Source organism: Flavobacterium denitrificans DSM 15936 (genome assembly GCF_000425445.1).
In the GTDB taxonomy this organism is placed as follows: domain Bacteria; phylum Bacteroidota; class Bacteroidia; order Flavobacteriales; family Flavobacteriaceae; genus Flavobacterium; species Flavobacterium denitrificans.
Genome location: NZ_AUDL01000012.1, coordinates 134,960 through 148,219 on the forward strand (window position 1 = coordinate 134,960; position 13,260 = coordinate 148,219).

General features: G+C 32.5%; 10 protein-coding genes. 7 read left to right on the forward strand and 3 right to left on the reverse strand.

What is annotated here, in order from left to right:
- The first annotated feature begins 18 nt into the window (after positions 1–18).
- The 4 genes from kbl to H600_RS0108010 all read left to right on the forward strand — a co-directional run bounded on the left by kbl (position 19) and on the right by H600_RS0108010 (position 6,588).
- Positions 19–1,212: a glycine C-acetyltransferase gene (gene kbl, locus H600_RS0107990; protein ID WP_026728289.1), complete on the forward strand. Its 1,194-nt coding sequence runs from the start codon at positions 19–21 to the stop codon at positions 1,210–1,212.
- Positions 1,213–1,325: 113 nt separating this feature from the next.
- A complete protein-coding gene (locus H600_RS0107995; protein WP_026728290.1) occupies positions 1,326–2,792 on the forward strand; it encodes an OmpA family protein in 1,467 nt (488 codons plus the stop codon).
- Between the two features lie 63 nt (positions 2,793–2,855).
- Positions 2,856–5,621, forward strand: coding sequence for a PD-(D/E)XK nuclease family protein (locus H600_RS0108000; protein ID WP_026728291.1), 2,766 nt, complete (start codon positions 2,856–2,858; stop codon positions 5,619–5,621).
- Positions 5,622–5,913: 292 nt separating this feature from the next.
- Entirely contained in the window at positions 5,914–6,588 is a 675-nt protein-coding gene (locus H600_RS0108010) for an ATP-binding cassette domain-containing protein (protein WP_026728293.1), read from the forward strand.
- Positions 6,589–7,144: 556 nt separating this feature from the next.
- Here H600_RS0108010 and H600_RS0108015 read toward each other — a convergent pair.
- On the reverse strand, positions 7,145–7,921 hold the full coding sequence (locus H600_RS0108015; protein WP_026728294.1) for an alpha/beta fold hydrolase: 777 nt from the start codon (positions 7,919–7,921) through the stop codon (positions 7,145–7,147).
- Positions 7,922–8,165: 244 nt separating this feature from the next.
- On the opposite strand from H600_RS0108015, the gene H600_RS0108020 reads away from it, so the two are divergent.
- Positions 8,166–9,356: an AbiH family protein gene (locus tag H600_RS0108020; RefSeq protein WP_026728295.1), complete on the forward strand. Its 1,191-nt coding sequence runs from the start codon at positions 8,166–8,168 to the stop codon at positions 9,354–9,356.
- A 49-nt stretch (positions 9,357–9,405) separates the two neighbouring features.
- Here H600_RS0108020 and H600_RS0108025 read toward each other — a convergent pair whose 3' ends face one another.
- Entirely contained in the window at positions 9,406–10,209 is an 804-nt protein-coding gene (locus H600_RS0108025; RefSeq protein ID WP_026728296.1) for a TIGR00266 family protein, read from the reverse strand.
- A 179-nt stretch (positions 10,210–10,388) separates the two neighbouring features.
- Between H600_RS0108025 and H600_RS0108030 the strand changes: the two genes are divergently transcribed.
- Positions 10,389–10,742, forward strand: coding sequence for a hypothetical protein (locus H600_RS0108030; protein ID WP_026728297.1), 354 nt, complete (start codon positions 10,389–10,391; stop codon positions 10,740–10,742).
- Positions 10,743–10,831: 89 nt separating this feature from the next.
- Complete coding sequence (locus H600_RS0108035; protein ID WP_026728298.1) at positions 10,832–11,350, forward strand: ferritin; 519 nt, start codon at positions 10,832–10,834, stop codon at positions 11,348–11,350.
- Between the two features lie 63 nt (positions 11,351–11,413).
- On the opposite strand, the gene H600_RS0108040 is transcribed toward H600_RS0108035, so the two are convergent.
- Positions 11,414–12,706 (reverse strand): aminopeptidase P family protein, encoded by a 1,293-nt coding sequence (locus H600_RS0108040; RefSeq protein ID WP_026728299.1) that lies wholly within the window; start codon positions 12,704–12,706, stop codon positions 11,414–11,416.
- Positions 12,707–13,260: the final 554 nt, after the last annotated feature.

Here is a 13,260-nt window from a genome sequence, read left to right on the forward strand (position 1 = left end):
CGTTTTAAACATAAGAGAATGTACGGTAAAATTAAAGAGCATCTGCAAAATGAATTGCAGACTATTGAAGAAAACGGAATTTTTAAAAAGGAACGTATTATAACCTCCGCTCAAGGAGCTGAAATTACAATTTCAACAGGAGAAACTGTTTTGAATTTTTGTGCAAACAATTATTTGGGGCTTTCTTCTCATCCAGAAGTTGTTCAAGCTGCTAAAGATGCGATGGATACTCATGGATTCGGGATGTCTTCTGTTCGTTTTATTTGTGGAACGCAGGATATTCACAAAACTTTAGAAAAAAAGATCGCAGATTTTTATGGTACAGAAGATACTATATTATATGCAGCGGCCTTTGATGCGAATGGTGGTGTATTCGAACCTTTATTAGGCGAAAACGATGCGATTATTTCAGATAGTTTGAATCATGCTTCTATTATAGATGGAGTTCGTTTGTGTAAAGCGGCGCGTTATCGTTATGAGAATAGTAATATGGAGGATTTAGAGCAACAATTAATTAAGGCAAATGAAGCTGGCGCTCGTTTCAAGCTAATTGTTACTGATGGTGTTTTTTCTATGGATGGTTTAGTTGCTCCTTTAGATAAAATTTGTGATTTAGCCGATAAATATGATGCAATGGTAATGGTTGATGAATGCCATGCTGCTGGATTTATTGGTGCAACAGGAAAGGGAACCCTTGAGGCAAAAGGGGTGATGGGGCGTGTTGATATTATAACAGGAACATTAGGTAAAGCTTTAGGTGGAGCTATGGGAGGTTATACAACCGCAAAAAAAGAAATTATAGAAATACTTCGCCAGCGTTCGCGTCCATATTTGTTTTCAAATTCATTAGCGCCTGCTATTGTTGGTGCCTCTATTAAAGTTTTTGAGTTATTAGAAAAAGATACCTCTTTAAGAGATAAATTGGAGTGGAATACTAATTATTTTAAAGAAGGAATGAAAAAAGCTGGTTTTGATATAATTGATGGTGATTCTGCTATTGTTCCAGTTATGTTGTATGATGCAAAATTATCACAAATTATGGCAAATGAGTTATTAAAAGAAGGGATCTACGTAATCGGATTCTTTTTTCCTGTTGTTCCAAAAGATAAGGCAAGAATACGAGTACAGCTATCTGCAGCGCATACTAAAGAGCACTTGGACAAGGCGATACAAGCGTTTACATTAACAGGTAAAATGTTAAAAGTTATATAATTACCATATTCTGTGAATTTTTGTAGGTTTTTTTTAACATTTCATTTTGTATTTAAAAAATTTGGTGTTACTTTTGCTTGTAATTAACTAAATTGTAATTAAAAAAATTAAGTATGAAACATCTTAACAAACTTTTAGTTGCTGTGATGATGGCGATGGGTTTAACTTCTCACGCACAAGACAGTAACAATCCATGGGCGATCTCTTTCGGGGTTAATGCTGTGGATACAAGAACTAGTGCAAGTCCGGATCACGTTGGCTTTTTTCCAGCGCATTTTTCTCAGCCATTTGATGTAAAAGATAACTGGAACATTCTTCCATCTTTATCTTACATTGGTGTGTCAAGATATGTTGGTAGTGGTTTCTCTGTTGGTTTACAGGGGTCTGTGAATAAAATTGACAAATTTGTTGTCTTCGATCCTAGCAATCCAGCTCATGATGGAAGAGGAATGGTAGTTAATAATCCAGGGGATTTAATGTATTACGGAATTGATGCTACTATCAAGTACAGCTTCCAAGAATTAATTAAATCTAAAGTAGTTGATCCTTCGTTATCTGTTGGTGGAGGTTATACTTTCTTCGGAGATAGCAGCTACGGAACTGTTAACCCAGGTGCTGGTGTTACTTTCTGGTTTACTGATGCTATTGGTCTTGAGTTATCTACAAGATACAAATGGGCTGTTAGTGGAGATAGAGTTGATGCTTCTGGAACTCCAGACGCTGTATCTCACTTCCAACACATGGCTGGTTTAGTTTTCAAATTCGGAGGTAAAGATACTGACGGAGACGGAATCTACGACAAAGACGATGCTTGTCCAGATGTTGCTGGTTTAAAACAATTCAACGGATGTCCTGATACTGACGGAGACGGAATCGTTGATGCTTCTGACGCTTGTCCAGATGTATTTGGTTTAGCTGCATTAAACGGATGTCCTGATACAGACGGTGACGGAATTGCTGATAAAGATGATGCTTGTCCAGATGTTGCTGGTTTAGCTGCTTTAAAAGGTTGTCCTGATACTGACGGTGACGGAATCGCTGATAAAGACGATAAATGTCCTACAGTTGCTGGTCCTAAAGAAAATGGTGGTTGTCCTTTCTTAGACGCTGACAAAGATGGTGTTGCTGATAAAGATGACGATTGTCCTACAGTATACGGTCCTGCTAGCAACAGAGGTTGTCCAGAAGTAACTTCTGAGGCTTTAGAAGATCTTAAAGTTCAAGCAAGAGCGGTTTACTTCAACACAGGTAAAGCTACTTTCAAAACTGGAGATAAAGAAACTCAAGCTAGATTAGATGCTATTAAACAAATCCTTGTTAACTATCCAAATGCGAAATTCTCTATCGAAGGACACACAGATAGTACAGGTTCTGCTAAAATCAACCAAAAACTTTCTGAAGACAGAGCTAAAGCTGTGTTGGATGCATTAGTGCAAAGAGGTGTTAGCCCAGATAACTTACAGTCTAAAGGATTTGGTTCTAGCCAACCAGTTGCAAGTAACAAAACTGCTGCAGGTAAAGCACAAAATAGAAGAACTGAAATCAGACACATTGGTTCTAAATATGAAGGTAAACTATAATTTACTTTTTAAATAATACTAAAAAGCCATTCTTAATTGAATGGCTTTTTTTATTTTTATAATATGATAAATACTTCTTTTCTAGAAAAAATTGCAACTGTAATAATTCAGGATTATGCTACAAAGCTTGACGAAACAGTTATTGTATTGCCCAATAAGAGGGCTAAAGTTTTTTTAATAGAAGCCTTGAAAAATGAAACTGATAAAACAATTCTTTCTCCTGAAATTATCAGTATCGAAGACTTCGTTCAAAATGTAGCTTCAATTCGTTCATTAGATTCGATTGAACTTTTGTTTGAGTTTTATGAAGTTTATTTATCTGTTACAGAAAAGCAACATCAACAATCCTTTGAATTATTTGCAAACTGGGCAAAAACACTTTTACAGGATTTTAATGAAATCGACAGATATCTTTTAGATCCAGTGCATGTGCTTTCTTATCTAAAAGATATTGAGGATATAAAAAAATGGGGGATCGAAGTTGAGAATAAAACTAAGCTTTTAGAAAATTATATTGATTTCTGGAAGTTACTTCCATTGTATTATGAAGCATTGGATGATCATTTATTGAATAAAGGAATTGGATATCAAGGTTTGATCTATCGTGAGGCTGTCAATAATTTAAATCATTTTTCGAATTCTGTTCCAAATAGTTCTTTTGTTTTTGCAGGTTTTAATGCTTTAAATGCTGCAGAAGAAAAAATAGTTCAGCATTTGTTGGCTTTAGATCAAGCAAAAATATATTGGGATGTAGACCAAACTTTTTTAAATGACCCGTATCATGATGCAGGGCTTTTTGTACGACGATTTAAGGAAAATTGGAAATATTACAAATCGCATCCTTTTGAATGGATTGTAGATGATTTTTCGCAATTAAAAAATATTCAGGTAATAGGTTCTCCAAAGACCGTTGGTCAGGCAAAAATAGCGGGAAGTATTATTGAAAAAATAATAAATGAAAACCCAACGAGATCATTAGATAAGGTTGCTGTTGTGTTGGGTGAGGAAAACTTGCTAATCCCTGTTTTGTATTCCTTGCCTTCCTCAGTTGGAGCTCTAAATATTACAATGGGTTACTCCGGGAAAAATAACCCATCACAAATTTTGATTGCCAAACTATTTAAAATGCATACAAATGCACTTTCTCGTAAAAGTGATAGTTATGTATTTTATTATAAAGATGTTTTAGATGTTTTAACGCATCCTCTGGTAGCTCCTTATGCGAATGTAGGCCATTTGGTTAGGATTATTAAAGAGAACAATTATACATTTATTTCTCAAAAAAGAATAATAGAGTTAAATGCTAATTCATCAGCTCTGTTTGATTTGTTGTTTAAAAGATGGGAAAATGGCTCATTAGCTGTTCTTGAAGATATTTCATCTCTTTTGTTGATTATTAAAGGGAATTTTGACAAAGACAATGAAGAAGAAAAAATTGCAAAATCATTTGTTTATGCTGTTTTCAAGGTAATCAATAAGTTGATTAATTATTATACAAACCATTATCATATCGACAATATTGATACTTTGTATGCTATTTATAAGCAAATTATTGATGTAGCTGAAGTTTCATTTGAAGGTGAGCCTTTGCGCGGACTCCAAATAATGGGAGTTCTTGAGAGTCGTGTACTGGATTTTGAGACCGTTATTATAACCTCAATGAACGAGGGGAAATTTCCAGCTGGAAAATCCCAGAACTCTTTTATTCCATATGATGTAAAACGAGAATTGGGCTTGCCAACTTTTAAAGAAAAAGATGCTATTTATACATATCATTTTTATCATTTGTTGCAACGGGCAAAAAACATTTATCTTATTTACAATACTGAAAATGATGGTTTAGATGCCGGCGAAAGAAGTCGTTTTATTACGCAGTTGGAAGTTGAAAAACAACCTAATCACAATCTGATTTTTGATATTTATAATCCAGTTCTTCCTGCCACGGCCTATCAGCCGATGGTAATTCCAAAATCAGAAGCGGTTATGGATCGTTTAAAAGAGATTGCGCTTACAGGTTTTTCACCTTCAGCATTAACTAGTTATATTCGAAATCCTATTGATTTCTATTTTCAAAAAATATTGAGAATTCGAGAGGCCGAAGAAGTAGAGGAAAATATTGCTTTGAATACCCTTGGAACTATTATTCATGAGACTTTGAAAGGACTCTATGAACCTTTTATTGGGAAGTTCATTTCAGAGGAAAAGATAGCTAATTGCTTTAAACTGCTTGATGAGGAAGTTTTGAAACAGTTTAAAATGGTTTATAAGGAAGGAGAAATTAAAAAAGGTCGCAATCTTTTGGCTTTTGAAGTGGCAAAGCGAAATGTTTTTAATTTTCTGAAAATGGAATTGGAGGCAATTAAAAATGGAGATGTAATTAAGATTGTTGCTTTGGAGCAGACTTATCAACGTGAATTAACGCATCCAAGTCTGCCATTTCCGGTTCTCATAAAGGGAAATGTCGATCGTATCGAACAACGAAACGGAAAAATAAGAATTATTGATTATAAGACCGGAAAAGTTGAAAAAAACAATGTTGTGTTGAAAACATGGAATGGATTGACTAAAGAGCTTAAAAATGATAAAATTATTCAAGTTTTGGCTTATGCATTTATGTTTGAAAAAGAAGCAGGAGAAATGCCAATAGAAGTAGGGATTATTTCTTTTAAAAACCTAAAGTCTGGATTTTTGCCTTTTGCATTTAAAGATGATAAAGATTTGGATATGATTGTCTCGCATCAAATTCTGAATTCTTATTTGGAAGAAATCGTTTTGCTTTTAAATGAAATTTTTGATGATGCAATTCCTTTTGAAGAGAAAACAAATTAATAATGAGGAAATTTTTAAATGTATTGGAGTTTTTTAAAACCACTTTGTGGGTGAATTTGCTGGTTTGTTTTGGAGCTGTTTTTTTAGGTGGTTTTGACTATTTTTTTATATGTTTTCTAAGTTTTGGTTTTATTGCTAGTGTGGCTTACAAGGAATATTATCGAAAAAAGGATTATTTGTTTTATTTCAATAATGGAGTTTCAAAAATACAGCTTTTGATTTCCAGTTATATTTTGACTTTTTTCACGGCGGTTGTATTTGGTTTGATTATCTTTTTGAAAAATAAATTATTTTGAATAAACATATTTTAGAGATCAGTGGAATTCAGAAGAAATTTGGCAAAAGATCAATTCTTTCAGATATTTATTTAAAATGCGAAACTTCTGAAATCATTGGATTATTAGGACGAAATGGTTCTGGAAAATCAACTTTGTTGAAAATTGTAGCAGGACTTGAATCCGCTCCTGACCGATGTGTGAGGATAAATTCAAATTCGTTAAATGCTAAAAATGTATTGATGAATATGGTTAGTTATTTAGGGCAAGATCAATTTGTGCCAAATCACTTGTCTGTTCAAAAAGTCATTTCGTTATCAATCGACAAAAAGGATAGAACAAGTTTTTATGAAGATGAATTTATTAAAGGCTTGCTTGGGAAAAAAATTAAACATTTATCGACTGGTGAATTGCGGTATCTCGAAGTAAAGCTTGTGCTTTCTAATCCTTCCTTATTTGTTTTGCTAGACGAACCCTATAACGGGCTTTCTCCCTTGATGATTGAAAAGATTGCCGAAATGATTAATGCTAACTTAAACAAAAAAGGGATTATTGTTACGGACCACAACTATCAAGATGTAACTAAAATTGCAAGCAAGCTTGTTTTAATTAAAGACGGGAAGACACATCAAATAAAGGAAAAAAGTGAACTTGTAGCGAAAGGATATCTTTCCGATACGGTTTTTATTTAAAACTGTAATTAAATATTTTTAAAGTTCTTTCTATTTGTATCTTTTACATTTGTTGTTTGTGTTTTTGTTTTCAATTCAGACCCTTTTTTTTAATTCAAAATCGGCGTTATCCTGACGTTTTTATTTTGTCTTTTTCTGGAAAAGTCGGTTTTAAAAACTTCATTTTGTGTTAATTACATGAAATTGTGAATTTTTGAAATGAATTTTATGAAAGAAAATGCTACGTTCTTAAACAAATCTCTTTTTCTTGTTGGATTTTTTTATACATCTTCTTTTAATAAATGCGAATTATTATACTATAAATAAAAGTGATTTAAAGAGCATTTTTCGATGAATTTTTAACAAGTGTTTATCGCACAATAATGTTAATTAAAATATCTTTGACGCTTCTTAAAAAAGAAATTAAGAATTGCATTTAACGAGAGCGACTTTGTCTAATTTAAGAAAGACACTATTGCCACATTATAATTTTTTGCCCCCACAAAAGGAAGAAAAGGCTGTTTCGATGTGTATTCGAAATGGCCTTTTCTGATTTTTAAAGATTTGTTTTGTTTTTTTAATTGAAAAAATTGGATAGAATATTTTTGAGATCTTCTTTGTTTTCAATGTGACTCATATGGCCATCTTCAAAAGAAACCAATTCGACAGTTGTGTCTTCAATTTGAGAAAGACTGTCTTCATAACTTAGAACAGGATCTTTTTTTCCGAGGATCAATAAAACTGGAAAGCGGTTTTCTTGTAAAATAAATTCTCTGTCTTTTCTGATTTTCATTCCTTCAAGGGAAGCTATAATTCCTTGTAGCGGAGTTTTTAAAGCTTCTTCTTTTACTTTTTCAATTTCATTAGCAAGACGAATTCTGTTATTTTCACTGAATAAATTTGCAATAGCTAAGCTCACAAAACCTATATAGTTTTGTTTTACCGCTTTTATTGCGCGTGTTCGGTTTAGTTTTTTCTCGGCGGTGTCTTCTTTTGAAGTAGAATTCAGCAAAACCAATTTTCTGATTTTGTTTGGAAATAATTCGGCGAAAGCCAAACCAACATAACCACCCATTGAATGACCTAGAATAATGGCTTTTTCAATTTTCAAATTTTCCAAAATTTCATTGACAACATTGGCGTTATCTTCCATTTCATGGACATAACCCAAGCATTCAGTTTCGCCGTGACCTAATAAATCAATTGTAATAATTCGATTGTTTTTTGAGAAAAGATCGACATATTCTTTCCACATTTTTTTGTTTTCCAAAAAACCGTGAAGCAAAACAATTGCGTTTCCTGTTCCCGAATCTGAGTATGAAATCTTGGTATTTTTATATAAAAGCGTTTTCAAAATGAACTTTTTTTGTTGTGAAGGACAAAGTTAAGAAAGCTGAAATGAAATATCGAAATGTCTTGATTTAATTGGGAAATCTTTAGAATAGGAATAAATTTATTTATAGCGAGGCATGACTTGCGATAAATAAAAAATGGATTTCAATTTAGAAAGTCATTTTTATTTACTTTAAATATTAATGATTTACAAATTTAAAGTTTATAAGTCAAAAAGCCTATATTTGAGAAAAGCATTTTAAAAAATGAGCAAGATTTTAATTACAGGAAATGGATTTGATTTGTTCCATAATTTGCCAACAAAATATCATCATTTTATTTCAATCATGCAGACTATTGAAAAGAATCAATTTCGAGAAGATGTTAGTTTTGATAATTTGTTTGGTGGTATATTTAAAAATAAATTTACTTATGATTTTAACTCAATTGTTGAAAATTATAAAATTGAAAATCTCAAATTCGAATTTGATAAAATTAATAGATTAAAAGAATTAGTAGTCAGTAATCTTTGGTATAAGTATTCTAAAAATGTTTTAGAAATAGATACTTGGATTGATTTTGAGGTAGAAATTGAAACTATTTTAAATCAATTGATAATATTTGAGAAGTATAGCGACAAAACAGTAGTGAATAAAAATACTTTTCGAGATCCATTAATTAAATTTACTGATTTTCAATTGTTTGGGATTGTTCGAATAATAGATACAACCGGATTGTTTACAATTAATGATAGATACATTAATAAAAGGAAAAATATAATTGAGATAAAAATTATATTAGAAGATTTAGCAAAATCATTCGAAGAATTTATTATGATTTTTAATCGTTATTTAGTAGATATTGTTAGCACTTTTTATAAAGAGATAAAAGAAAAATACCAAATACCTTTTCAGTTTATAGATGAAATCTATACTTTCAACTATACTCCAACTTTAGAAGATATGTATGGAATAAATAATTCCAAAGTAACTTATCTTCATGGGCAGGTAAACGAAGATTGTTTAAAACAAAATATTGTGATGGGCATTAGTGAATTGCCTCAAGATATTAAGATCAATAAAATGTTTGATTTTACGAAATACTATCAGAAAGTAAATAAAAATGCAAATAAAAAATTTATTGAGATTCCAAAAACTAGAATAGATGAAACAGTATTTTATATTTTTGGACATTCTCTTGATGAATCAGATAAAGAATATATTATTGATTTATTTAAATTTTTAGAATTTGATGATAATATGTATTCAAAAATTTGTGTATTTTATTATAATGAAAATGATAAAAATAATAAATGGAGAAATTTGTTTAATATAATAGACAAAAATGTGCTTATTGAGATGAATAAAAAAGGTCGGTTATATTTTTCCAACTTGAATGTTGAAAATATAAATAAAGAGTTCTCGAAAGAGTTGCAAATATACAAGATTGTATTTTAAGTAAAAAACGACTTCCATTTCTGAAAGTCGTCAAATTCTTTTATAAAAATTAAAAACGATTGTCTCCATCTAAAAGATTTCCTAATCCTCCTAATAGACTTCCTTCTTCGCGGCTGTTTCCTCCAGACCTTGGTGCCGATGCAATAATTCTGTCAGCCAATCTTGAGAATGGCAACGATTGAATGTAAACTGTTCCCGGACCTTTTAATGTAGCATAAAATAATCCTTCTCCGCCAAAAATTGAATTCTTGATACCGCCAATAAATTCAATATCATAATCGACATCTTTTGTAAAACCAATAATACATCCTGTATCTACTTTTAGAACTTCTCCATGACCTAATACTTTTTTGGCCATTGTTCCTCCAGAATGTACAAATGCCATTCCGTCTCCTTCGATTTTCTGCATAATAAAGCCTTCACCGCCAAACAAACCGCGTCCTAGTTTTTGAGAAAATTCGATTCCAACTGAAACGCCTTTGGCAGCGCATAAAAAAGAGCTTTTTTGACAGATGAATTTACCTTGAAATTCTGTTAAATCAATTGGAAGAATTTTTCCTGGATAAGGCGATGCAAAAGAAACTTTGCTTTTGGTGTTGCCTTGGTTTAAAAATGCGGTCATAAATAAGCTTTCGCCTGTAAGAACTCTTTTGCCTGCATTTAAAAGTTTGCCAAACAAACCTGATCCTTGTTGCTGAGAACCATCTCCAAATATGGTTTCCATCTGGATATTGTTTTCCATCATCATAAAACTTCCAGCTTCGGCAATTACTATTTCTTGCGGATCAAGTTCGATCTCGACATATTGCATTTCTTCTCCAAAAATCTGATAATCTATTTCGTGTGCTTGCATGATTTCTAAGTTATTCGTTTTTAAAATTAGACTCAGGATGCTATAGAATGTTACAGTTTTTAATGCATTTCAGCTGTTTTTAAAAACATTAACAGATTTTGTTATTTTAAATTAGTCTTAATTATGTGTTTAATTGGTTGAAATTATATATTTTTGCGTCGTTATTATATTTTATTAGAATGCTAGTTAGTGATTTGACCACCAAAGTATTATTTGAAACAGAAAAAGGATACAGTTATCAATGTGATTTGACCAATAGTATAATTATCAATTTTGTTGATACCGTGTCAAGTTATAAAATTCACGATTTTTTGATTTTTCAAAGAAAGGTTAATAGCGTTGACATTCTTAATATGCTTTATGACTTGTCTGATCAATCTGATGCACAGTTGATCGAAACTACCAAAAGAAATTTTTCCAGAAATCTTACTATCTGCGAAATAGTCCAGTTAAGAGATTTATTAAACGGAACAAAATTCACCCTCAATTTACATTCTTTGCTTTGCAATACGGTAAACGTAGAGCTTATTTAGATTCTTACTTAGATTAAATCCAAATTTTCAGGCAGTTAGAAATGCCTGCTTTAATTTTTGTAATTTTACACGTATAAAAATTAAAGGCCATGAAAGATTTACTAAGAACACGTACTTCATTAGTTGAAGGCGTAGAAAATATATTGAACTTACAAGCAAAATTAGAAAGTGACGCTTCTAATAAATATTTAGCTATGGCTGCGTGGTTAGATAGAAATGGTTATGCTAATACAGCATCTTATTTGTACAAGCAAGCCGAAGAAGAAAGAGAGCACTTTTTAAAAGTTTTCAAATATATTACAGATATGGGAGGGATTGCTGTTACGCCATCTATTCCTGAAGTGCAGCAAGAATTTGCTTCTTTGAGAGAAGTATTTGAAATCGCTTTGCAAAACGAGATTGCAGTTACACAAGCAGTGAATAAAGTAATCGCAAAATGTAGAGCTGAAAACGACTATGCTACAGAAGATTTTATGATGTGGTATGTAGCTGAGCAAAGAGAAGAAGAGAAAAATGCTAGAAGAGCTTTAGAACTTTTCGACTTGATCGATGAAAACGAAGCTGCGGGTAAATTCCAATTGGATGTACAGATCGCAAAAATCGGATAAATAATTAACCGATTTATATAATAAAAAGCCCTTAATAATTACTATTAAGGGCTTTAATTTTTTTTATTCATTCATCAAAGTTTCGATTTCGTCCACTTCTACAGGAATGTTTCTCATTAAGTTGAAAGGTTCTCCTTTTTCCTGAACCACAACGTTGTCTTCTAAACGAATTCCAAATTTTTCTGCCGGAATGTAGATTCCTGGCTCAACCGTGAAAACCATATTTGGTTTCATAGGTTCGTGAAGCAATCCGTAATCGTGCGTGTCCAATCCCATGTGGTGAGAAGTTCCGTGCATGAAATATTTTTTGTACGCTGGCCATTCCGGATTTTCGTTCTGAACATCGGCTTTGTCTAATAAACCTAAACCAAGTAATTCAGAAGTCATTACTTTACCTACTTCAATATGATATTGTTTCCAAAGTGTTCCTGGCGTAAGCATTTTTGTAGCCTCATTTTTAACTCTCAAAACAGCATTGTAAACCGCTTTCTGACGATCTGTAAAACGTCCTGAAACCGGAATCGTTCTGGTCATATCGCTTGAATAATTTGCATATTCTGCTGCAACATCTAATAATAATAAATCACCTTCTTTGCATTGCTGATTGTTTTCGATATAATGTAAAACATTCGCATTGTTTCCAGAAGCGATAATTGGCGTGTAAGCAAAACCTTTAGAACGGTTTCTGATGAATTCGTGCGCTAATTCAGCTTCAACTTCATATTCGGTAACATTTGGTTTTACGAATCCTAATAATCTGCGGAAACCTTTTTCTGTAATATCACAAGCATGCTGAATCAAATCGATTTCTTCGCTTTCTTTTACAGAACGTAATCTTTGTAAAATTGGGTTGCTTTTTGCAACATTGTGCGCTGGATAACGCTCTTTCCACCATTTTACAAAACGAGCCTCGCGAGTTTCTGTTTCAACAGTGGCACGGTAATGTTCGTTTGTGTTGATGTACATCGTATCGGCATATGTCATCATTTCGTTCAAAACTTTATGAAAATCCTGCAACCAATAAACCGTTCTGATTCCAGAAACCTGAAAAGCACGTTCTTTAGTCAGTTTTTCACCTTCCCACACTGCAATATGATCGTTGGTTTCTCTCAAGAAAAGAATTTCTCTTTGGCTTTCATAAGGCGCATCTGGAAACAAAAGCAAAACACTTTCTTCCTGATCTACACCACTCAGATAAAAAATATCTCTATGTTGCGCAAACGGCAAAGTGCTGTCGGCACTAATTGGGTAAATGTCATTGGAGTTGAACACGGCAACCGAATTAGGTTTCATTTCTGCCATGAATTTTCTGCGGTTTTTTACAAAAAGAGCGCTGTTTATTTGATGATATTTCATAATAACTTGTTTTTTGAACTTCGAATTTCAAAATTAATGATTTTTGAAGAAGTGGCGTGCAGTTGATTTCTTAAAGTTTTATTATTTGTTTTGGTTCTAATTTTTGAGTGTTTTTTAACTGCAAAGAACGCTAAGGTTTTGCGCAAAGCACGCAATAGATTTTGCTCGCAAAGACGCGAAGACGCAAAGTTTTTTGTCGATATCATTTTGCGCAATCTTGTCATTTCGAGGAACGAGAAATCTTCGCGAGTAACTCGACAAAGATTGAGAAAATCTTAGCATCTCAGAACCTTAGCCTCTTAGAATCTCAATAATGGCGTGTTCGCCGTGGCGAATCGGGCTATCGGCTATATCTTTTATTCCGTCCCGATAGTTATCGGGACAAATAAAAGGATACCGCCCCTATCCCTCACACTTGCGGTTTCGGAAGAAGTTTGTAAAGGAACTCAACTTTTTAATTATTGGAATTCGTATATTGGTAAAGAAAATTGATGGGTTTCTTATTGAATAGAATTGCTTTTTTTTTAATGTTTATATCATTTAAACTAATTGTT

Coding starts and splice junctions, on each gene's coding strand:
- H600_RS0108000 (WP_026728291.1), top strand. CDS start 2,856: ATGATAAATACTTCTTTTCTAGAAAAAATTGCAACTGTAATAATTCAG.
- H600_RS0108035 (WP_026728298.1), top strand. CDS start 10,832: ATGAAAGATTTACTAAGAACACGTACTTCATTAGTTGAAGGCGTAGAA.
- H600_RS0108040 (WP_026728299.1), bottom strand. CDS start 12,706: ATGAAATATCATCAAATAAACAGCGCTCTTTTTGTAAAAAACCGCAGA.
- H600_RS0108025 (WP_026728296.1), bottom strand. CDS start 10,209: ATGCAAGCACACGAAATAGATTATCAGATTTTTGGAGAAGAAATGCAA.
- H600_RS0108030 (WP_026728297.1), top strand. CDS start 10,389: ATGCTAGTTAGTGATTTGACCACCAAAGTATTATTTGAAACAGAAAAA.
- H600_RS0107995 (WP_026728290.1), top strand. CDS start 1,326: ATGAAACATCTTAACAAACTTTTAGTTGCTGTGATGATGGCGATGGGT.
- H600_RS0108020 (WP_026728295.1), top strand. CDS start 8,166: ATGAGCAAGATTTTAATTACAGGAAATGGATTTGATTTGTTCCATAAT.
- kbl (WP_026728289.1), top strand. CDS start 19: ATGTACGGTAAAATTAAAGAGCATCTGCAAAATGAATTGCAGACTATT.